At 55.1% G+C, this 22,252-nt stretch carries 17 protein-coding genes; 9 read left to right on the top strand and 8 right to left on the bottom strand.

The window, feature by feature from the left end:
* Positions 1 to 21 precede the first annotated feature (21 nt).
* Genes ACQZ51_RS22015 through ACQZ51_RS22005 form a run of 3 tightly spaced genes read left to right on the top strand, consistent with a single transcriptional unit; the run spans position 22 to position 6,594 of the window.
* Complete coding sequence (locus ACQZ51_RS22015) at positions 22 to 1,221, top strand: hypothetical protein (RefSeq protein WP_448780583.1); 1,200 nt, start codon at positions 22 to 24, stop codon at positions 1,219 to 1,221.
* Entirely contained in the window at positions 1,221 to 3,833 is a 2,613-nt protein-coding gene (locus ACQZ51_RS22010; protein WP_448780581.1) for a tetratricopeptide repeat protein, read from the top strand. Before ACQZ51_RS22015 ends, ACQZ51_RS22010 begins: the two co-directional genes overlap by 1 nt.
* Before the next feature lie 31 nt (positions 3,834 to 3,864).
* The gene (locus tag ACQZ51_RS22005; protein ID WP_448780579.1) at positions 3,865 to 6,594 is read left to right on the top strand and encodes a DEAD/DEAH box helicase; all 2,730 of its coding nucleotides are present in this window, start codon (positions 3,865 to 3,867) and stop codon (positions 6,592 to 6,594) included.
* Between the two features lie 214 nt (positions 6,595 to 6,808).
* Here the strand turns inward: ACQZ51_RS22005 and ACQZ51_RS22000 are convergent, their stop codons facing one another.
* Positions 6,809 to 9,394 carry a DEAD/DEAH box helicase gene (locus ACQZ51_RS22000; RefSeq protein WP_448780577.1) on the bottom strand — a complete coding sequence of 862 codons (2,586 nt, stop codon included), beginning with the start codon at positions 9,392 to 9,394 and terminating at the stop codon, positions 6,809 to 6,811.
* 216 nt (positions 9,395 to 9,610) lie between these two features.
* Entirely contained in the window at positions 9,611 to 10,189 is a 579-nt protein-coding gene (locus ACQZ51_RS21995; RefSeq protein ID WP_448780575.1) for a poly-gamma-glutamate hydrolase family protein, read from the bottom strand.
* Positions 10,190 to 10,296: 107 nt separating this feature from the next.
* Between ACQZ51_RS21995 and ACQZ51_RS21990 the strand changes: the two genes are divergently transcribed.
* From ACQZ51_RS21990 to ACQZ51_RS21980, 3 genes are all read left to right on the top strand, one after another.
* Positions 10,297 to 10,878, top strand: coding sequence for a hypothetical protein (locus ACQZ51_RS21990; RefSeq protein WP_448780573.1), 582 nt, complete (start codon positions 10,297 to 10,299; stop codon positions 10,876 to 10,878).
* Positions 10,879 to 11,051: 173 nt separating this feature from the next.
* Complete coding sequence (locus ACQZ51_RS21985; RefSeq protein ID WP_448780571.1) at positions 11,052 to 12,248, top strand: 7-cyano-7-deazaguanine synthase; 1,197 nt, start codon at positions 11,052 to 11,054, stop codon at positions 12,246 to 12,248.
* 5 nt (positions 12,249 to 12,253) lie between these two features.
* Entirely contained in the window at positions 12,254 to 13,438 is a 1,185-nt protein-coding gene (locus tag ACQZ51_RS21980) for an ImmA/IrrE family metallo-endopeptidase (RefSeq protein ID WP_448780569.1), read from the top strand.
* Positions 13,439 to 13,532: 94 nt separating this feature from the next.
* Here ACQZ51_RS21980 and ACQZ51_RS21975 read toward each other — a convergent pair whose 3' ends face one another.
* The 3 genes from ACQZ51_RS21975 to ACQZ51_RS21965 all read right to left on the bottom strand — a co-directional run bounded on the left by ACQZ51_RS21975 (position 13,533) and on the right by ACQZ51_RS21965 (position 16,549).
* Positions 13,533 to 14,075: a hypothetical protein gene (locus ACQZ51_RS21975; RefSeq protein ID WP_448780567.1), complete on the bottom strand. Its 543-nt coding sequence runs from the start codon at positions 14,073 to 14,075 to the stop codon at positions 13,533 to 13,535.
* A complete protein-coding gene (gene dinB, locus ACQZ51_RS21970) occupies positions 14,065 to 15,141 on the bottom strand; it encodes a DNA polymerase IV (RefSeq protein ID WP_448780627.1) in 1,077 nt (358 codons plus the stop codon). The genes ACQZ51_RS21975 and dinB overlap by 11 nt, the downstream gene beginning before the upstream one ends.
* Before the next feature lie 472 nt (positions 15,142 to 15,613).
* The gene (locus ACQZ51_RS21965; RefSeq protein WP_448780565.1) at positions 15,614 to 16,549 is read right to left on the bottom strand and encodes a diguanylate cyclase domain-containing protein; all 936 of its coding nucleotides are present in this window, start codon (positions 16,547 to 16,549) and stop codon (positions 15,614 to 15,616) included.
* Between the two features lie 328 nt (positions 16,550 to 16,877).
* Between ACQZ51_RS21965 and ACQZ51_RS21960 the strand changes: the two genes are divergently transcribed.
* Genes ACQZ51_RS21960 through ACQZ51_RS21950 form a run of 3 tightly spaced genes read left to right on the top strand, consistent with a single transcriptional unit; the run spans position 16,878 to position 18,844 of the window.
* Positions 16,878 to 17,327, top strand: coding sequence for a MarR family winged helix-turn-helix transcriptional regulator (locus ACQZ51_RS21960; protein ID WP_448780563.1), 450 nt, complete (start codon positions 16,878 to 16,880; stop codon positions 17,325 to 17,327).
* Between the two features lie 53 nt (positions 17,328 to 17,380).
* On the top strand, positions 17,381 to 18,592 hold the full coding sequence (locus ACQZ51_RS21955) for an FAD-dependent oxidoreductase (RefSeq protein ID WP_448780561.1): 1,212 nt from the start codon (positions 17,381 to 17,383) through the stop codon (positions 18,590 to 18,592).
* 12 nt (positions 18,593 to 18,604) lie between these two features.
* A complete protein-coding gene (locus ACQZ51_RS21950; protein ID WP_448780625.1) occupies positions 18,605 to 18,844 on the top strand; it encodes a response regulator in 240 nt (79 codons plus the stop codon).
* Between the two features lie 173 nt (positions 18,845 to 19,017).
* Here the strand turns inward: ACQZ51_RS21950 and ACQZ51_RS21945 are convergent, their stop codons facing one another.
* The 3 genes from ACQZ51_RS21945 to ACQZ51_RS21935 all read right to left on the bottom strand — a co-directional run bounded on the left by ACQZ51_RS21945 (position 19,018) and on the right by ACQZ51_RS21935 (position 21,918).
* Complete coding sequence (locus ACQZ51_RS21945; protein WP_448780559.1) at positions 19,018 to 20,664, bottom strand: sensor histidine kinase; 1,647 nt, start codon at positions 20,662 to 20,664, stop codon at positions 19,018 to 19,020.
* A gap of 346 nt (positions 20,665 to 21,010) precedes the next feature.
* Complete coding sequence (locus ACQZ51_RS21940; RefSeq protein WP_448780557.1) at positions 21,011 to 21,226, bottom strand: ArsR/SmtB family transcription factor; 216 nt, start codon at positions 21,224 to 21,226, stop codon at positions 21,011 to 21,013.
* A gap of 500 nt (positions 21,227 to 21,726) precedes the next feature.
* Positions 21,727 to 21,918: a hypothetical protein gene (locus ACQZ51_RS21935; protein ID WP_448780555.1), complete on the bottom strand. Its 192-nt coding sequence runs from the start codon at positions 21,916 to 21,918 to the stop codon at positions 21,727 to 21,729.
* Between the last annotated feature and the right edge of the window lie 334 nt (positions 21,919 to 22,252).

Here is a 22,252-nt window from a genome sequence, read left to right as displayed (position 1 = left end):
TTCAAACAAATGGAGTTTCACATGCGAATCGTCGCTGGGCCGCCCGTGAAGGGTCAAGACTTTATGTTTCGTGCTCGAGAAGTTCGACTCGCTAAGGGGTCGCTGCTTGATGGGGGCAGCCTGCTGATCAAGGGCTGGCGCAGGATTGGCAAGAGTTCCCTTCTTGTCGAGACGCGGCGTCAGCTCGAAGAAGAAGGCGGAGCGACTTCGCTTTACATTGACGTCCAGGAGTTGCAATCGATCAGCGAGTTTTTCACCGCGTTTCTCAACTCGCTACCGCAGAACAAACTTCAGCAGTTGCGGGGCTTATGGGGGGGAGCAAAGCGACTGCCTGGCAAGTTGATGGATTCTATCCAGCGCCGAATTCGGTCGGCTAACGCCGGCGGAGGTGGCTTTGAGGGTGGCGTCGAATTCGACAAGGATATCAAAGACTATTGGGAGCCTCTGAAAGCGAGCGTCGAGGCGCTTGCCAGGGAGCACCTGAACTCTGGCACGCGCATCATAATGCTGATCGATGAGTTGCCATTCTTTCTTGAGAACATGCACCGCCGTACCGGCGACGTAGATGATATAAGGCTTGTGCTGGCAACCCTGCGGGCTTGGCGCAATGCAGGGCTCGCAATGGCGATCGCCGGGTCAGTCAGTATCGAAGCGTTCCTTGAGGATTTGAAGATCGAGGGGCTGGTAATCAATGACCTGACGCGCATCGATCTCCAACCTCTTACTGACACTGAAGCGGTAGAATTCACGGAAACGCTTGCTAACGTCGCAGGGCTTCAAGATTGGAACAAAGATTCAACGAAGGCCCTTCTAGACGAGCTACCAGATCACTTTCCTTTCTTTATCCAGACCGCGATGAATTTTTTACGTGCGGAAGAGAGAAGCACGCCAGAAATAATATCCGAGATCTTCGAAAATCAGGTCCAGCCACAGATATTCGCGTCTTTCTATCAGCAATTTGATGAGCGCCTTGAGCGACGTTTCGATGGCGATTTGCGCAAGACGGCGGAAAATATCTTGAACGAGATGGCATCGCGCGACGACGGCAAGATCACTAATGCTGAGATCAACGCAATCTGTGAGACGGCGGGCCAAGACGCGCTCCGCATCACGCGTCGGCTCGAACTAGCGGAATTCATTCGCACCGATCTGAAACACTCGGGCTTCAGGCTCGTTCAGAACCTACTGAAAACGTGGCGGCGTGCGCGTGGGGGGCTGTGATGGAGATATCACGTTTCAACCCGCACGCGATGGCCGACAGTTCGGTGCGTCTGCTCTCGACTGGTCGTGATCGCCTGATCTCCGCAGTAGTCGACGCTCTGACCGGTGGTCCGGGTATCAGGCAGCAGGTTCTCGTTACGGCGCCACGAGGTTTCGGTAAATCCTTCTTCGCTCGGGCCGTTCAGATCGCTGTCACCGACAGCGGAAGGTCCGCACGCGTCACAATTCTTCCCGAAGAGCTTAGAAACGTTTCCACTCCTTCCAGCCTCTTAAGAGAGATCACGCGTGGGCTAAAAGCCGCGCCCGCTGAAAGCGCCGTTGGCCAGTTTCTCGATGATCCACCCGGCGCCTGGGAATCCGCGCGAGCAGATCTCGACGAGACACTTGCGACTTTCGATCCCGGAACCACCCAGATCGTCGTGATCGAGAACTTTGATGAGTTAATCAAGAATGTTTTCGAAACGCCCTCAGACCAATCAAAATTGCGCGCGCTGTTGGCCGAGAGCGAGCAACTGGCGATCCTTGCCACAGCGACCTCGGCTCAATTTGATCAGGATTACGAGCAACGATTGTTCCACGCGTTTGCAAAATTTAGCCTGTTGCCTTGGAGCGAAGAGGACCATCTCCTTTATTTCGAGCGTCGCGCGGTGCTCGAAGGCCGGGAGCCTGCAATGCTCGATCGTGGTAAGATCCGGGCACTATCGCAATTCACGGGCGGCGCGCCGCGTATGGTCGTGGCACTAGCGAACCTTCTGATCGAGAATGATCCGCTAAGCGCGGCAGCACTCTTGGACAAGCTTGTCGATGATCTCACTCCTTACTATCAGGCGTTGATTGATCAGATGCCGCCACGCACCAAGACATTGTTCGACGCGCTGATCCGCCTCTCAGAACCGTGCTCTCAGAGCGATCTCGCTGGACGGGTCGGAACTACGCAAAACCGGATCGCGCAGCATTTCTCTTGGCTGCGTGAGCGACATCTCGTCGTTGGTAAGAAGCGCACCGGTGGGCGCGACTTTCTCTATCAGGTGTCCGACCGCCTTTTTGTCCAGTATTATCGCAAGCGTTATTTGCTTCACGACAACTATAGCCCCCTTGCGGGCATGGCAGAACTGCTGGACGGGTTCTTCTCTGCGGAGGAGAATCGACGTCAAGCGCTGGCGTTATTCGAGGATGGCCGAGAGGGGGAAGGCTTCGAGTTTATGCGCGCATATCTTGCGGCGGGCGGCGGCGACCTCGGCACCTGGGCTTCCAAGACCAGCAATGGAGACGCAATTCGTGCGCTTGTTGCGACGGTTGAGAATAATCACAGCCTCGCCCTAAGCCAGTTCAGAAAGGCGCTAGTGATCGCACGTGCGGAAAAGGATGAAGTTGGTACAGCCTTAATCTTGGGCCAGCTAGGTAACTCGGCGGCTAAGGAACGTCGCTACCCTGAAGCGATTGAGGCGCACTATGAGGCGCTGGCGATATGGCGCAAACGCGATCAACCGCAGACAATCGCATGGGTGCTTAGCCAACTCGCTCAGGATTATCGAGGAGCGCTTCAGTTCGACGACGCCTTGCATTACTCTTATCTCGCGATCGAACTTTGGTCACATCTGGGGGAGAAGGATCGCGTAGCGTCGCTGTGGGGTTCAGTAGGCGAGAATTTGCGAAGGCTTGGACGATATGGCGATGCGATTGATGCTTATATCCGCGCCCAAGAGATCTGGCAGGTCCTCAACGATGACCTTGGTGAAGCCTGGGTTTTAGGCGGCATCGGCCTGACTCGGCGGGAAAGCGGACGGTATCGGGAGTCCATCCAATCACATCGGCGCGCGATCCAACTGCTTGAAAAGCATCAATCCAAGACGTTCAGTGTTGCGCTCAATCATAGTTGGATCGCTGCATCTTATCGGCAACTCAAGGAATTCCCCAATTCACTCACGCATGACGAGACCGCCCTTAAACTGTGGCGGGAGATCAATGATGTCCGGCAGCAGATAAAGACGCTGTCAGCCATTTCTGTGACGTTCGTATGCATGAAAGATTTCGAGCGAGCGCTCGATGCTAGCCGGAAAGCGCTTGAACAATCGCGCGAAATCAATTTTGAGGGGCAAGTCATCTGGAATGCAGGTCAAGTTGCCTACCTACACGTCTTGGGTGGCAATGTTGACGCGATTTGGCCACTAATCGACGATCGACCGGTTAATCATTTGAGTCGATTGTGCGAAGCCGTGCTGACGCGTTGCGGTGCGGCTCTAAGCTTGGTCGCAGACAATGAGGGACGACAGCCAGCGTTTGAACGTGGGCTTCGCCTGCTAGACGGTCTGCGTGCTCGCGTCATCTTGGCGCCTTTTGAGGATAGCGCGACCTATTTGTTGAGCGGCATTCTTGAGACAGCTTCGGCCGTGCCGCTCCTTAAGGATCTTACAGACGAAGCCGCGAGGGAATCGAAGGGACTGTCGCCGCCGCGTCGGCAGGCGATCGAGCTCGCGGCAAACTACATCCAAGCCGGAGGCGATGAAAACCTTATTGAACAGGCCGACCCCGACGTGGGAGATGCCGTACGCGCCATTATCGATGCTGCCAACGCCCGCAAATCCAGGCAGAATCGAGTGACGGGAGGTTGACCGTTACTCGAAAGGAAGAGGTTATTCTCGTATGAATATCGACTCAGTGATAGTGCCCGGTTGGAGCCAGGAACTCGCACATACGTTGCGTGGGTGGGGTATTCGCAGGTTCACGGGCATTCAAAGCATGGCGCTTCATGCAGGACTGGCAGAAGGCCGGAGTTTGCTCGCGTGCGCGCCTACCTCTTCTGGAAAGACGTTGGTCGGCGAGATTGCAATTCTGTCGGGCCTCGCGCGAGGTGATCGCTGCCTATATCTCGTATCACACCGAGCATTAGCCGATCAGAAATACGCCGATTTCCGGCAACGCCTTGGTGATGCAGTGTCCGTGGGTTTGAGCACCGGCGACCGCGACGAAGGGGACACCGCTGCAAGATTGCTAGTCGCCACCTACGAGAAGGCGCTTGCGATGCTTCTCTCGGGTCAACTCCAAGTCGCAACTTCAGTTATCGTAGCGGATGAGCTTCAGATCATCGGTGAGCCAAGCCGAGGCCCGAACATTGAAACGCTCTGCACGATCTTCAAACGTGAAGGTGTACGTCAGTTTGTCGGTTTGACTGCCACCGTCGGCAATCCTCAAGAACTCGCCGAATGGCTAAACTGCACGCTCGTGAGCTGCCATGATCGTGATGTCGACCTCATTCAACAAATTTGGGGAGGTGGGAGCGCCTACGAAATCCGATTTGGCCAGGAAGAGTCCTTTCCCTGCCTTGAAGATGACCATATCCCTCAGGATCCAGTGGAGGTTGCTCGCAAACTAATTGCTCTTGGACGCGGCCCCGTTCTCGTATTCACTGAGTCTCGATCCGAGACGGCAGATTTGGCAAAGCGCTTCGCACGCACGGAACAACAGACTGCGCGCGGCATCGCACTCGCCGAGCAACTAGCGCTCTTCTCCGAACCCACAGAGGGGTCTGAGGAACTGCAAGATCTCGCGCGACGGGAGGTTGCTTTCCACTCCGCCGATCTAACGTCGCAGGAGCGCCAGGTCCTAGAAGAAGGGTTCTTGTCTTCAGCCTTCTCTGTTTGTTTCGCGACCTCGACATTAGCTGCAGGTGTCAATTTCCCATTTCGTTCGGTCGTATTTGCCAAGCTTACGTACGACTACGGCGATCGCAAAGGAACGATGCTCACTCGTGCCGACTATCGCAACATGTCGGGCCGAGCTGGGCGACTAGGACTTCACCCGAACGGCTATGCAGTGCTTGTACCTCGAAATCAGGCCGAAAGGATGCACGCTGCAAGCATTGTTCGACCGGAAAACGACCGCGTCGAATCCCGCCTGATTGATCTTTCAATGCGTCGGACCGTGCTCGCACTTATCGCACATGGTGTGATTGCACAACGAGAGGCGCTCGCGGAGTTTTTCCGCTTGAGTTTTCTCTGGCATCAAATTCGCGAGCGCAATCCACACAAGCTTCAGCCGTTGATTGCGACTGCAGTCCAAGCGATCGACTGGCTGATCGGTGCAGGATTTATTGACGACGAATTCGACGTTCTTTTCGCCACGCCGGTGGGCAAAGCTGTCGCTCAAACAGGGCTCCTCCCAACTACTTCTGTCGCGTTTCTTGCGATGATGAAAAAGCATGCCAATGCGATCGATGCGGCATTTGACCCACATCTACCCGGGCTTCTCCATTGGGCGACGTCCTGCGAGGAATTTGTCGGCGACACGCCATCACGCTTCTTGCCCTGGCCCAGTGGTCGGGCGCCAGTGGATTCTGTTGCCTTTCTGCGAGCGTACAACTTGCTCGCACCGATAGACCCTGCGAACCGCCAAGTAAATCAGAGCGCACACGCATTAGCCCTCTTCGCGGCAGGAATTTCAGAACGCGAAATCCGGCGCAAAACAAACTTGCCGGCGGGCCAGCTCCACCGTTTGGCTACCGACATCGCATGGGTCTTCGATGGCCTCCGGCGAATTGCCAGCGTCCCAGAGCTGGGTTACTCGCAGACACTGACGAACAAACTTCAGATGCTGGCTCGGCAGGTCCAATGGGGTACGCCCATTGAAGCTTTAGACATATTGCGGGTTGCACAGCGCGAGAATGTGCCCGGCTTCGGCCGCCAGCGTGCTGTTGCGCTTCTTCGCCAAGGGATCGAGACATTCGAGCAACTGCTCGGCGCGGCCAAGGACAAGGTGCAACAAGCAGTTGGGGGTGAGAAGCGCATGTCGGCGTTATTGCAGGCTATCGCTGCATCTATCGGCTTGCGTCAGGACAAGTTTCGCGAGGTGCATCTGCAACTCGCTCGACGATTGGGAATCACCGAACTGGTCACCCGATGCAACGACAGTTTGGGAACGGAGTATGAGGATGCCATTATCGCGCTCATGGCGCGCGAAACGGCTTGGATCGTGCGACAACTTGATGATGGAAGGCAGCAAAATGTGCCTGATTTGCTCCTGACCTTCGGAGATCGGGCCATATTGATTGAATGCAAGACGACGACGAAGCGACCGCCAGTACTCTCAAAGGAGGCGGCCTTTGCGATCCTGCAGAAGGCCGTTGGTTATGACAAAAACATGCATCGGTTGACGCTGGGTAAGCCACGCTTCGACGAACATTCCCGGAAAAAAGCCCAGGGCGCATTTGATGTAACCTTGGTCGAGCACGAGATTTTTATAGAAGGGGTTCTACGCGTCCTTGCTAAAGAGACCACACCAGCTCAATTCGTGGCTTGGCTTGAGGCACCTGGCGTAACTGAACTCGAACGCTTGGCCGGGATTGCGTCTTATGAGATCCTAGCGACCCGACCCTGACAGAGAACGCATCAAGCAAGACCGCTTCTCTGAGGCTAAATTTGACATCCTACGACGCGCTCGGCATTTGAAGTGAAGACGCGTACGGATGATGGTGATCTCGGGAGATTGGCGCTGGCAAAATTAGCCTGCCCGAAGAGTCGCTCGATCAGCTCCTGTACTTGCTCCAGTTAAATCCATAGCCTCGCTTTGCCTGACGCTCCACGATGGGCCATTATGTCATGAAGCGTTCGGCCCCACGAAGCGGTTTCAGCATTGTCCGAAGGCTCGATGGGTCGATGGACGCTATGGCGTAGGCAGCCATAGCCTCTTCGCGCCAAAACATATCGCCGGGACCTGGGAAGGTGGTCCGTAATCTGCGCACGACCGCCAGTGCATTCAATGCCCAGTTGCGAAACTGATCTACCTGCCAGAATGCCACCTCCTGCAGGTGGATTGCGGCATCTCTGTCAGCGCCGATAATCCCGCTTACTAGGACGGGTATGACTTGCGTACTGTCGGCGAGCCCAAGGTGGCTTCGTAGCCAAACCGGATGAGAGGCGACTTGCCGGGCCTTGTTGACAGACAAAAGTGACGTTTTGAGTGCCTCCGTGTAATCTTCAAAAACGATGGCGAAATCGTCGTCGGCCATCCACCAAGGATCTGGAGAGCCTGCGGTTTCGATTTTGCCCGCCGAGAACCCAAGGAGGTCGCCAAGCTCCTTTTGCGCGGTTTCGAATGCCGACGCTTCATCCTTGCCAAGCCCTTCTATTATGGTGCGTTCTACCTTCGCGAATTTTTCGTCATGCCGTGTTCCAAGCTCGTCAAGGCGTAATTCGAGCCGCTCGATGAGCACGGCGGCAGTCGCGCCCGGCTTTGCCTTGGAGACCTCATCAGGCCGCAACCCCGCGATTTGACGAAGCCAGTGAATGCCGGTCGTGGCCTTCGATGACGCAGAATAATAGTCTCGCGCTATTCCGTCCTGGCCCGAAATTCCCTCTTTTGCCAAACGGCTGGCTGAATCCCCCGCAAGATAATTCCAAAACGCGCGATAGCCCTTCAATTCTGCGTCTTGCAAGACCGTAAGTACTTGGCGTGCTTTCTCCAGCGCACCTTGATGATCTCCGTCCCAGAGCGCGTATTGATAGCCGACTTCATACAATGAGGCTTGGCGGAGTTGTTCAAGCATGGGCAGCTCAACTTGGATAGACTCGCCGCGGAGCCGACGGATCTCGTTGTCGGCAGCCCTCCATTCCGGCCCCCGGGCATAAAACAGTTTGAGGTTCTCTATCATGTCTTGGGTTGGTCCCGATTGCTCCAGCCCGAATGTAATTTCTGCCTGCAGCTCAGGATGTAGAGCCACCCTCGTTTCCCGCTTGCTCACGTAGGTCTGTAAATCCTCCCCAAGAAGGATCACCGCCGAGTAATCTGTCGCCGATCTCGTACAGCGTCCTACCGCTTGGACGAACCGCGTTCGAATTCTATCTGCGAGCAGGGCGCGTGCGCCCATGCGTGTCACCAGGAATTTTTCCTGTAGGTTTGCTGCACTCGGAAGTCCACGCACGATCAGCAGGCGGCATTGATCATCAGGAAAGTCCATTCCGTCGTAGCGGTTAGCAAGCACCGCGACCGCCCGCTCAGAATTCACAAATGGCGTCTTTGTCTCCTCGATTTGCGTCGCTGAGAATATCGGAACCTGAATAGTTTGAGCGATATCAGTTTCAACGGTTCTGGCCGTTCTGAAGTCAGGGACCAAGACAACCGCTCGTTTTGACTCGTCGATCGCGGCACACTGAAGCACGTGCTGCTCGTCAGCACCGAGCGACCGGCCAGGCATGATAAAAAAACGACGACCAACGCCAAGAGCGTTGTAGTCATCCGATACGCTAAGGCGCTGGATGTGAGGAACGCCCGTTACGCGTTCCAGATCTCCGCCTGATCCTAGCGTGGCAGACATATAGATCCGTTGGGTAGCAGCTGCAAAGGGCTTGTAGCGGAGCGTCGGTGGGACCAACGGTCTAATATTGATCTCGTTCGCGCTGATATACAGTCTGCACGCATTCAGATGATTTCGGATCTCGCCCCAGCGCCAGCGTAAGTCATTGTGAGCGACGTGTTCGTCAACAACTGCAGCAAACTGTTGTTCGATCGATGAAAACAAAACGGAGGGGACCATGTCGACCCAGGTCGCGTCCCAAATATTTTGGGAGCCATCGCGCATTCTCTTCGCGTCGAAGGGTGAAAGGATCTGGGCTAAGACATTGGCGCACGCGCTAAACAAGGCGGGGTGCGTGGTCCGTTCGATGTCTAAGGTCCAATGCTGGGCCATATAGTTTTCGGCGGAATGGGCATCGTCGAAAATCAGGCAGTTTGGCTCGTCGAAAAATGTGCTGGCGTTGAAGAATCCGCCGTATGTCGTAACTGCGATCACCTCTCCAGATTGATATCTGCCTTTGTCTGAGGGATCAAAATCCGCCTTCTTCCCGACAAATCCGGCAATCGAATCTCGCATGCCATATTTGGAACGAGCTTCCTCGATCACTTGGTGCACGAGTTGCTTTGTCGGGCAAATGTAGACAACCCGTTCTGCGCGACTCCGCCGCCTCCACTCGGCAATAAGCGTTCCGACAAGGGTTTTGCCACTTCCGGTTGGGAGCTTAATGGCAACGTCCGCTTGGGACATCGCGGTCGCCTGATATTGCGCAAGGACATGACCCTGATGCGTTAGCAACCCCTTGAAGGCACGGTCGCTGAAATCAAGAAACATGCGTTCGGGCGTCTCGAGCGATACGCTTGACGTCCCTCCAAGTTTAAAGGCCAAGTTATACTCCCCAGAAAAGTCGAAATTGCGAATCAACCCGCGTCAAAGGTGTATCAATGTAAAGGACACGGCAATTGTTACGCGGTCAGGATATGCTTATTCGTGAGTCATTTCTGACGAGAAAACGCCTTGGGGTTATGTTTCTGCCCCAGTTTTCCGTTTCATCGGCATAGCGGACATTCGCTTCGGTTCCTGCCAGTATTAGCTTGACCGCGCTTAGAAGGCCCGCCGGATTGCATCGACAAAATCTGAAAGATTGGGACGTTCGCTGTTGCGCTCGGGATTTTTCAACCTGTCTCTAAGCGCAATTGTCATTTCGAACTGAACCCCCATCCCGGATTGTCCGCGGTTGCAGATATTGGCAACGTTGATACCCTGCAGATCTGGATCGTTGTGACGGGCTACGGCAAAGCCGGCGTCTAAAAGATTCTTACCCATCTTCGCGATCAGCTGCTGATGTCGGCCGCCCAGAAAGATGATTTCTCCTTCTCCCGAACAGCCATGTAAGGCAATCGCAACCTCACTTTTACGGACGAGGGCATCACCTCTCGGTTCGTCGAAGTTTGTAGACGTGATGTGCAGATGCCGGTTTCCCGAATCTTTGCGACCTTCGAACAGATAGAGGCTCCAGGTGTCCGAAGCCACAGCTCGGGCGAGTTCGGACGTGCCGGATTCGATTTTGCCGCCATGCGGAGCAATGGTGCACACGTCGCTGCCACGATCCAGAGCCGCAATCGAAAAGGCATCGGGTTCCGCATCTGCGAGGGCGGCGAAGTTGATATATTTGTCTTTCATGGAACACACTCTTTGGTCGGTTGATCCAGTACCGACGACTCGCCGATAAGGAGCATGTTGACATGTCAGGTAGAAAATTACAATCTATCTGACATCAGGAGATTCGAATGAGCGACGGTCCCCACAAAAGTCTGCCCCTACGACCGAAATACAAGAGACTCGCGGAGTGGGCCTACAAGCCCGCCTTTCCGGTCGAGCAGGTCTGCGAAGCCGCAGAGGCGGCAATTCTTCAAGACGCGCGTACCGAACTCGCGCCCATCGTTGCACGCATTATCCGGATTGCCGACGGTGAGGACTTACTGACGCGCCTTCCTGGTTTTGTTCAGGAGCAGCTTCGAGCGTTGCGCGACGAACCAAGCCTTTCGCCTCTGGCGGCCAGCGCCATCGAATGCACGGTAATGGCTTTTCAGCAGGGGCTGCAGGGGAGAGAGGCCGTCCAGGAAGGCGTCGATACCGCTCTGAGAGAGCGTCTTGCAGCAAACGCGCGGACGACCGAGGAGCACTACCTTGTCGAAGCAGGCCGGCGCGCATCGCTAAATATCCGTGAGCGAATGAACGAGACCATGAATGCCATGGATGCAAACGGCTCGTTTGCTCGCATTGCTCGCTCCGTAGTCGGCGACAAGACCGCTACCGTCTCCCGCGCTCCTGCTGTGCGTGACAGTCTTGAAGAAGGAGTGCCGTTTTGAAAGTTCTTCAAGGAGAGTGCCCGGCGATCCGTGTCGCTGTGGTTGAGCAAGGTGCAGGTTCAATGCCATCATGGCAGACGATCGAAATCGACAGCACAATCGTTTTCACGATGGAAGATCTTGATGACTATCGGACCAAGAACTGGGACAATCGCATCTACGATGTCATGGTCATGATCGCGGCCGTCGAGTTTTGTGACAAAAGCTGCAAGCGCCCGGCGTGGGGCTGGATGCGCCGAATTGAACTTCACTTGCCGGTTCATGACCTCGACCACTGGGAAACGCCGCAGGTAGGATCCGCGCTCATTTCGGCGCTCAAATTCCTGACGGGAGATGAGTGGCAGATTACCTTTTATAAGCGTCGATCGCCCATGGAAGATTTCGGCCGGCAAAGCAGGCTCGAGTTCGGCGACCGGTCCAAGGTCGTGACGCCATTCAGTGATGGTTTGGACTCCCGCGCCGTCACCGCAATGATGACGGCAGGCGGGCGCTCCGATCGGCTGATCCGTGTCCGCGTCGGTTCGAAAACCGATGACCGCCCCCGCACTGAACATCGAAAGGCACCCTTCCTCACGATTCCCTTCAAGGTAAAATCAGGAGACCGCCCTTTTGCCGAATCCACGGCCCGCAGCCGCGGTTTCAAATTCACGCTTCTGAGCGGAATTGCAGCCTATCTCCTCGGTACGCACGACATTGTCATGCCAGAGAGCGGGCAAGGCGCGCTTGGCCCCTCGCTTGTGCAAACCAGTCACGGTTACGAGGACTACCGCAATCATCCACTCTTCTTCGGCAGAATGGAGCGTCTTGTAGCGGCAATTTTCAATTATCAGGTGAGCTATCGCCTACCTCGACTTTGGAAGACCAAGGGGCAGACGCTGGGTGAATTTGCCGCCCTGCCTGTCAATCCCGGTGAATGGGTAAAAACGCGCTCATGTTGGCAGCAGAACCGAAACTCGTCTGTTGATGGCATACGAAGGCATTGCGGGATCTGTGCTGCATGCATGTTGCGTCGGCTCAGTTTTCATGCCGCTGGTTTGGAAGAGCCGAAAGAGAACTATATCTGGGAAGATCTGCGCGCCGATGAGTTTGCGAAAGGTGCTGCCCCTGGCTTCAACAAGATTACCGGAGCCATGGAACATTACGCGATCGCTGGCACTTTGCATCTTGATCATCTGGCGGATTTGCGCTCTTCACCCGTAAATCGGAAACGGGTGGCCCGGCACGCCTGGTTTCTGTCTCAAGAACTTGGAATGACGCCAGCGGGAGCCGAAGACAGCCTCCTCGGCTTGCTCCGACAGCATGAAATAGAATGGAAGGCTTTTATGAAGGATCTCGGACCCAAGTCGTTTGTAGCGCAGTGGCTGGCCTGATCGCAATGAGTGAGGTCAATGATCAACTGACGCAGGACGAGCTCGGCGAGCGACTTCGGCTCGCCCGCGAGAACGCCGCTAAAACGCAGGCGGATGCAGCCGAAGCGATCGGCGTTGCCAGAACCACGTTGGTTGCAATGGAAAAAGGCCAGCGGCGCGTCAAGATCGGCGAAATTCAGCAACTCGCGCGGCTCTATGGGACGACCGCAAACGCACTTATGCGGAAAGAATCGATTCACATTGAACTTGTCCCGAAATTCCGCAAGCTCGCCGAAAACGAAGAGAGCCAGGTGGCAGAGGCCGCCGAGCTGATGGCGCAACTTGTCCGTGCCGAGGTCGAACTCGAGAATTTGCTTGGCATCGAACATACTCGCAATCTTCCGCCCGAGCGCCGCATCCTGTCCGGTGACGTGCGGGAGCAGGCTGAGCAGCACGCATTGGAACTTCGTCACTGGCTAGGTCTGGGGCTGGCGCCTGTGGCCGATATTGTTTCGCTGCTCGAAATGCAGATGGGTGTCCGGGTCTATGCTCGCAAGCTTGCGGCAAAGATCTCAGGTCTATTCGCCTTTGATGAAAAGGTCGGGGCATGCATCCTGTTGAATGCAAATCACCCTCTTGATCGAAGGACCCAGACGGCAGCCCACGAGCTTGGGCATTTGGTGGCGACTCGAACGGACGCGGAAGTGTCTGAACTCGACGAGCTGGAGAATTCCCGCGAAGAAAAATATGCCAATGCATTCGCGCGGGGCTTTCTGACCCCGGCTCAGGCCGTGCGACTGAAGTTCGCCGAAGTTACGGCCGGCTCGACGAGTCTTACTCGCAGGCACGTCATCGTGCTCGCGCATATATTCCACGTATCCCGGGAGGCGATCGTTCGCCGGCTTGAGGAGCTGAAGCTCACGAAGAAAGGGACGTGGGACTGGTTCCTTGCCAATGGCAATATTACCGATGACCAAGCTCGCCAGGTGTTAGGTGACGCCGGAAAAAGCGATCGCCTTAAGGACGAAGCCGCTTTGCCCGTCTCCCTCAAAACGAGCCTGATGGCGTACCAAGCCGCCAAGCGCGGCATTCTCAGTGAAGGTCAGATCTCACGACTCCTGCATCTCGACCGCATCCAGGTTCGCGATATTTTGAGTGACATCGACGCCGAGGAAAGCGGGGCCAATGCGGCAACCTCAATCCTCCGTTAGGTCACATGCTGCGATCGTCGTTGACACCAGTGTCATCATCAATCTCAACGCCACGGCCCATGCCACTGAGATTATCCGCGCATATGGCGTCACCTTATGCGCCAGTGATGTCGTACGCGATGAACTCATTCTTGATCGCATCAATGGAAGGAACGATGGCGAGTTGGCCCAGCGCCTCGTTCAGGAAGGATTGCTGGAGTTCCTGGCGTTTGATGAAGAGGCTGAGCAGTTGTTCGAAAGCCTCGTGAGTGGACCGGCGCAAATGACGCTTGACGACGGTGAGGCCGCCACGCTGGCGGTCGCCGTTTCGTTGAACCGAACTGCCGTAATCGACGAACGCAAGGCAATCAAGGTCTCCGGCGAGCGCTTCCCGGGCCTTGAACTCATGGCAACTGCCGACATCCTGCGTTCCGATGAGGTGTTTGCCGCCCTCGGTTCCGAGGGTATCGCCGATGCTCTCTTCAGGGGACTTACGGGTGCTCGCATGGCTGTTCCTGAGCGTCTCCATGATTGGGTGGTAGAGCTCTTGGGTGAACGCATTGTTGAGTGCCGGAGCCTGCCAGCTAGCTTGCGCCAGGTCCGGACGTAGCTCGATCTTGCACTGGCATTCGCTCGGTGAACGCGTTCTACAGTTCAAGTAGCAGCTGACCCTTTGCCACGCTGGCAATTGGTGTGAGAGACGAAAGCATTACACCGAGAAGCCGCACCGGCTTTCTGAACGGGGCAACGGACGTCAATAGCTGATTGGCAATTTCGAGGATGTCTTCGCCGGACGAGACCGGTGCGTTCACGGTGCGGCTGCGAGTTGCTTGCTCAAAATCAGAATATTTGACCTTCAGTGTCACCGTCTTGCCGCTCAGTCTGTGCGCCTGGCAATGGCGCCACACTTTCTCGATCAGTGGGGGGAGCTCACCACGCGCGAAGTCTATCCGATCTATGTCTTCCATGAACGTATCTTCGGCACCAACCGACTTTCGCTCTCGGTCAGCCCGAACCTCGCGACCATCGATCCCGCGGGCAATCCCGTAGAAATAGGGACCGCTTTTACCAAAATGTTGCTGCAGGAAAGCGAGTGATTTTGATCTTAGGTCAAGGCCAGTCTCAATCCCGTGCTGCCTCATTCGTTCGGCCGTGGCAGGCCCGACGCCGTGAAATTTATTCACTGGCAGCACTTCGACAAACCCCGGACCGTTTTTTGGTGTAATCACGAACAGGCCATCGGGTTTTCGTTGATCGCTTGCCATCTTTGCCAGGAACTTATTGTAGCTGACGCCGGCAGAGGCTGTCAGACGGGTCACCTCCTTGATCTTAGTACGGATTTCCTCGGCGATTGTTGTCGCGATGTCGATACCCTTGTGGTTTTCGGTTACATCGAGGTAGGCCTCGTCGAGCGAAAGCGGCTCGATGAGCGACGTGTATTCGGCAAAGATCTCCCGAATTTGGTTTGAGACCGTTTTGTAGATATCGAAACGAGGCTTCACAAAGATGAGGTCTGAGCATTTGCGTATTGCAGTCACAGACGGCATCGCCGAATGAACACCGAATTTGCGCGCCTCGTAGCTCGCGGCAGCCACCACACCACGTGCTTCTCCATGGCCGACCGCAACAGGCTTGCCACGCAGGTCGGGATTGTCCCGCTGTTCAACCGACGCATAGAAGGCGTCCATATCGATGTGAATGATTTTCCGCTGCGGCGCCTGCACAGCCACGATGTGACGATTATGGTCCGACCCCTGACTGGGGGCATCGGTAGGAGTTGTGAAATCGTCAAACACGATAGTCACTCTTATCAAGGTGAGTTAACGAGACAGAGCTCAGCGGGAGCGCCGAGAGGGGTTTTCGATCACGGCCTTTCCCTGACATCAACCTGATTCTCCTCAATGAATCGTAAACTGATGGTCCCGACAAGATCATCAAACGAAATAGAACAAAAAGAGAACATATTGCATTTTTCGAGGAATGGAAATAGGGAGTTTGCGGGAGCTCGGGCGAGCGGAGTGTCAGAGTCCGCCGAAAGAGTTAGGCTAAGTCACAGGCCGCCGACACGCACATTGCCCAGCTAACACTGGTGCTGTAGGATTCTAGTTAGAGATCAATGCGTTCGGTTCGTTAAACTACGCGTCGGCAGTTCGAATTGGTTCAAGGCGTTCCGGATAGATCATTGAATAGTACATCTCAGGCGGCGGGCTTGGCAAACCACTCCCAGCCGCCAGCGCGGGCTTTTTTCCTGCGATACAGCGCCTGATCAGCAGACCGCATGAGTGCCTGCAGGGTTTGGCCGTCCTGGGGGTAAAGGCTTACGCCTATACTGGCACCGACCTCTATCAACGACCCGTCGCAAATGAAGGGCGCTGTGAGACTATTGTGAATTCGTCGACAAATTTCGCCGGCTTCATGGCCGTCACCCAGTCCGAAAAGCAACACCACGAACTCGTCGCCACCAATGCGCCCAACAACGTCGGCATTGCGGACGCAGGCTAGCAATCTGGCTGCCACCATCATGAGAACCTGATCGCCAGTATCGTGCCCATGCTGGTCATTGACGGGTTTGAAACCATCGAGGTCGATCAACAGGACCGCCATTGGCTCGCTATGCTCCGAGCAGATTTCGCTCTGCCACCTCTCTTGAAGGGCTCTCCGATTGGCAAGTTCGGTTAAGGGGTCTTCCATCGCCATCCGTCGTACGGCGTCTTCGGTTTTCTTTCGTGGTGAAATGTCCTCAAAGGTCGCAACCGCAATCCCGATATCCCAGAGAAGCGCGCCCCGATGTTGCGTCGTGCGAAATGAACCGTCGGCGCAGCGAACCTTAAGTTCAAGTGGCTCGATTTGACCGATCCCCGACTGCTCGCTTCGCCAGAGGGCGGCCCAGTGCTCCCGGGCCATCTCTTGCTCAAGAGAGGTGTCGTAAACCTCGGATATCCATTGATCGACTGTCAGGAAGTGTTTCTCGCCATATCCGAAGAGACGGGTGAAGGCGCGGTTGATGAACCTAATTTCACCGCCCGGAAGGCCGGCCCACGACACGGCGACCGGTAACGCGTCCAGAATAATGTGGCAATTGCGAAATGAGGCGGCGTCGACCCCCTCTGTGCGGGCAAACAGCTCTTTCATGCACCCTCCCAAGCGTCGCTGGTGGCTCGCGATGTCAACAAGCCTTTTACGTCTTACCAAGGATAGTGCTACAACCGAAGGGTTAACAGGTAAGTGGTGTTTAACCACCATTTTGGGCCAGACGTGTTACCTGTTTCAATGACTGGGCGCAGTCTGGGGGAAAGACCAACCTCATTTTGGAAGAGCTCGACACTTCAATATGAAATCGTGACCACTATTCGCGAATATATCCGGCGCAAGGCGCCCGATCACATACCGGCCAAATTTAATAGCTGTTCGACGTCGTCTTACGCTGGATATGGTGAAGTCCATGGCTTAGGAAGTACCTATGTCAGAGCGCGATGATTATATCCATCCAGAAGCCGCAGTCGCCCCCGGTTATCTTGCCAATCATGCAGCCCGCGTCTTCAACCGGGTGGTTGATACGGCGCTACGCCCGCACGGTCTGTCGCTTTCGCTGATCGGCCCGATCATGCTCTTGTCCTGGAAGGGGCCGATGCTGCAGCGGGATCTGGTCCGGTCTTCAGCCGTAAAGCAGCCTGCAATGGTGGCCCTTCTCGACAGGCTCGAAGCCATGAAGCTGATCAATCGCATTCCGTCATCGACGGACAGGCGCGCCGCAATGGTTGAACTCACGAACCTTGGTGTCGATGCGGCAGCAATCGGACGCGATGCATTGCTTGCCGCAAACAAACAAGGTCTCGAAGGCTTTTCGTCGGAGGAAGCTGTGTTGGTGGTTCGAATGTTCCAGCGTCTGATCAACAATTTAGAACAATGACCACGGAACAAATATATCATTAGTGATATTCTTTGTGAAAAGGAGATCATTTCATGTCAAATCGCATCCTGATCACCGGCGCCAGTGTGGCCGGCAATACAACCGCTTGGTGGCTCGGCCGCTACGGCTTCGATGTCACGGTGGTCGAGCGGGCACCAGAGTTTCGAGACGGTGGCCAGAACATCGACGTTCGAGGCGTCGGTCGTGAGGTGCTTCGCCGCATGGAACTGGAGCAGACAGCGCTCGACCGCGGCACTGGTGAAGAAGGGACAGTCTGGGTCAATGAGAAAGGCGAAGACGTTGCAAAGTTTACCACGGACGAGCTTGGTAGCGATGGCCCGACGGCTGAGATGGAAATCCTGCGCGGAGACCTCGCACGCCTTCTCTACGAGTCGGCCCGAAAGAGCGTCTCGTTCCGGTTCGGGGATCACGTTGAACAGATCGAGGATAACGAAAACCTTGCGACGGTCACCTTCGCCAGCGGCAAAACCGAGCAATACGATGCGGTGATCGTAGCGGAAGGGGTTGGTTCTGCGACGCGCGAGATGATTTTCCCAAACGAGAACGAGCCTCGCTGGATGGACCTCACCATCGCCTATTTCACGATACCACGGCAACCCGACGACGACCGCATGTGGCGTTGGTACAATACCACTGACGGTCGCAGCATCTCGCTTCGGCCCGACCAACATGGTACGTGTCGGGCTATGCTTTCGATACAGCAGCCGCCGAGCGGAGAGCAGGATTGGGACGTCGATCAGCAGAAAGCTTATATGCGCAAACGGTTTGCTGATGCTGGCTGGCAGGCAGATCGTGTTCTGGCCGGGATGGAGACCACAAACGATTTCTATTTCGATGTATTGCGCCAGGTGCGCATGGACCGTTGGTCCAAAGGGCGCGTTATCCTGACGGGCGACGCGGCCTGGTGTGCGACGCCGCTCGCAGGCATCGGAGCCACACTCGCTGTTACTGGCGGTTACGTCCTCGCCAGCGAAATGAAACGCAGCCCCTCTGATCTGAGGGAGGCCGTTGCGTCATACGAGAAGGCGATGCGGCCCATGGTGAAGCAGGGCCAAGGCGTGCCGAAAATCGCCCCCAAGATGATGAATCCCCAGAGCCGGCTCGGAATATATCTGTTGCACGGTGCTTTGAACATCGCAAGCAAACCGGGCATCCGCGATCTCGCTGCCAAGTTTTTCGCAAGCGAGCCGGATGCACCTGATCTGGCGCGATATCAGGGCCTTGACGACACTGTCATAGGATAGGTTCAATCTGCCATCGTCATCCTTAGCGAGCATCCCGAAGTTTGTCTGATGTTCACCGATATTGATATGCCCGGCAGTATGGACGGCTTAAAGCTAGCAGCTGCAGTTCGTGACAGGTGGCCGCCGGTTAAAATCATCGTGACATCCGGACATCGTGCGATGAGTGACGACACCCTTCCGGTGGTCGGGCGGTTTTTCAACAAGCCTTATGATCCATCAAAAATCATCCAGACCATACGGGAAATGATCTAACGCGACCGAGCATCGGACTTGGGCGATTTCATTGGCTCCGCCATTTCCATCAAGTGGCGGCTAAAGGTTTAGCTGTGGAGCTTCATCGGCAGACTTGTCGACATCTTTGGGCACCTCGAATGCAGAAATCACTTCAGTTCCTGCGGATATCATCGAGATGAAACGAAAACCCTCTAACTTTCAGGAGAAATTGCGGATCTTGTGAATGACAAGCAAAACCTTAGGCCATCTGGAGGATAGAGAATGGACACCTGCGGCTGATACTTCGCAGGGAAGGCACGGCGGATCAGTTTCGATCCAAAGCCCTCTTTGTCTGGAGCATTAACCGGTGGTCCGTCGTATTCCTCCCACGATAGCTCAAGGCGCCCCTCGTGCAGACGCCAGTTGATGCTGATATAGCCGCATTCGTTGCTGAGTGCTCCATATTTAGTAGCGTTTGTCCCGAGTTCATGGATGACAAGAGACAATCCTAACCCAAGCTCTGGATCGACTGCGTGGAACGGGCCCTCAATACGAAAGCGCCGTGCATTGTCCACATCATGGGAAGCCAACGTATTTCGGATGATATCGCCAATGTTTGCGCCCTGACTGTCCTCCGCGAGAAGCAAATCGTAGGCACGTCCTAGCGCCGTAAGACGAGCGGTGAAGGAGGCAACACGAGGGTCTGGCCCTTTAAATGTCTGTCGGGCGAGCGCACTGACGATAGACAGGGTATTTTTCACCCGATGGGTCAGTTCGCGAGACAGAAGGTTGCGCCGTTCTTCTGCTATTTCTACAGCAAGACGACGCCTGTCAAGTTCATCTAGCAGCTTATCCAGCGAGCTTCCTACACGGCTTAGATCATTGCTGTCCTCTGTCATATGCGTGCGACTGGCTGTGTTGCCCCGCTTCCATTCATCGAGCACGGTTGTAATCCGGTCTATTGGTCGGAGAACGAACCGCCTTCCCACGTAGGACGATGCCGCGAACGCGAGTACTGTGCTGAAGACCAACGTCGCCAAGCCTGTCAATGTCGTGCGATTGACGGCTGCGAAAGCTTCGGTCTTTGAGTACCCCGCACTCACATAAAGGGGGGTGTCTGGCGTGATGGGTTGATAGCCCATAACTCTCTCCGTCCCATCCTGGCTATGGACAACCAGAGCGCCCGGCCTCGGTGAGGTTAGAAGATAACGGAATTGGTCGGGTATAGGGGTGCCGACAAAACGTTCCGAGAAAGGTTGGCGTGCGAGTATGGTGCCCTTCCGATCCGCGATTGTGACGGCGCTACCATGCGCCACACCATGATCTGTGACGCGCGCCTGCAGCCAATCAAGCCTTATGCCGGTGGCAACGACACCAATGGTTCGGCCATCCCGCACCAGCGGTATCGAGACGGGCAGCACCGGCCGTTGTGTGAGCTTGCTGATTGTGTACTCCCCGACAACCATGTCTTTGGCCGCAAGGCCCTCTTTGAAATATCCACGATCAGAAAAATCGATTCCAGCTGCGTTTCCGTCGCTGTCACAAACAAGCTTTCCGTTGACGTCTACCACAAGGATCGAACCGGTCATGGTCAGGCTACCCGTCAGCCGCTTGAGGGTGGCTCTGCAGTTTTCGGGATCTAGATCGGCAACTGCAGGTAATGCAGATACGGCGACAAGAAGACTACGTGCTCCTTCCAGAATGCGTTGTGTTTCCGAAGAAATCAGACGTGCCATCTGAGAAACCTGCGAATGGACTTCAGCACTTCGTTGCTGCCGATTCACAATTTCATTGTAAGCCAGAAGTACGAGAGCTGGAAGCAGCGCAGTTGCGGCAACGGCTAGAAGTCGTCTTCTCACTACTTCCCCCCATGTTTGCTCGACAGATTGCCGACAGTTCGGTCATTGAACGACTTTAATCCTTTGTCAACGGGTACATATGAGGGATGAACCCTCCGCGTTGGACAACTCAAGCAAACGGTCACGCGAGTGACAGTCTAACGTACGATTTGCTGGGAAAATGTTTAGCGGAGGAAGCATATTGACCCGCTGAGCGGTCGATCTGCATCTTCTGATGCACTACGTCAGCTCATACGACACTATCGGGCGTCGCCTCTCAAGCAAAGACAAAAGATGGCTAGTTCACGCTGGAAAATCGGGAAAAATAAGCCGTTTCCGGTCGCGCGCAGCTTGTATGCATTCGAATTCAAGCCGAGCGCAAGAGCTCTGACACTGCCATCCCGTTGACAAGGTCATTCCCTCGCATGTTATCCAACACTGCCAAGGTTCGGAAAACACGCGGATCCTGGCAGGAGTAATAAACGGTCTGCGCATCACGACGTGTCGTCACAAGATTTTCTTGCCTGAGTTTCCCCAGATGTTGAGATACGGATGACTGGCTCTTTCCCAGGATAGCAGACAACTCATTACCGAAGCCTCCCGTTCAATGATGATCGAGATAATATCTAGCCGAAACTCATTCGCAAGACTGGCAAACAATCGAGCTTTTTCTATATTGGGTAACATTGGTCGGCTCCAGTAGTGCAATAATAATAGCCAATGGACCTTGCTCAAGGCTTGGTCGCATCGAATGCAGATTGGGACTTTGTGCTGCGCGGATGCTGTAGCAGATAAGGGCAGAAGAAACCCTTTTCGATTGATATCATTCTTCTATAAAAGATTAACGTCTTCCAATCGCTGGTTGCTGTTGGCCGCTATCGCTGCGATCAAAAGGAAATTCACAGGCGTGAGATAGGCAAACTTGAACACATCCTTCGGACTGATGGCTAGCCGTCCAGCGGGCTCGCTCGGCTGTTGTTGTGTGGCGTAACCTTAACTAAGAATCTGACCAGTGTAGTCCCTTGGTACTATGCTCCATGGCCGCGCAATGGGCAATTATGACTGCGAGCGTTGACGTCGGCATCACTTCGGCAACTGCATTACCGCCGCAAGAAGCTGGTCGCGATCACGCAGGCCTTTGTTGTAGAGTTTGGCAACCGAGACTGTTAGACGCCCAATTGCGGCGGGTTCCCGAAGGAAGCCCTGGGCACGTGCAACCTCCGTGACAATGCTGGCGCAAAGGCGTGCATCTTCCTTTGAGATGAGGTCCGGCATTCTATATCTCCCAAAATGATTGCTCCCTGAGCGGGGGCTCGGACCAATGCTCTATCATGGCAGATTTTAAGCTGCACGGCATTCAAACTGGAAACTTATAGAGCCGATTATCAGGCTGTCGTGCAAGGGACTTGTTCTCTGAACCTGTGCCGCGATTATTTCGTCGAGCCGGTTGGCTTCGTTAATGATCTGATCGGACACTTTTCAACATCTCGAGCTGGCCATCTGATAAAGAAGATACCGGGCCGTGATCGATGGCGCGGATTCTCTCCAAACCTCAATCCCAATTCTTGACGCGTCGCAGACACAACGTTGATTGCAGGTCAGGACACGT

This window comes from Agrobacterium sp. CG674, assembly GCF_053521645.1.
Note: the sequence above shows the minus strand (reverse complement) of the source record. Positions and strands in the feature narration are given on the sequence as shown.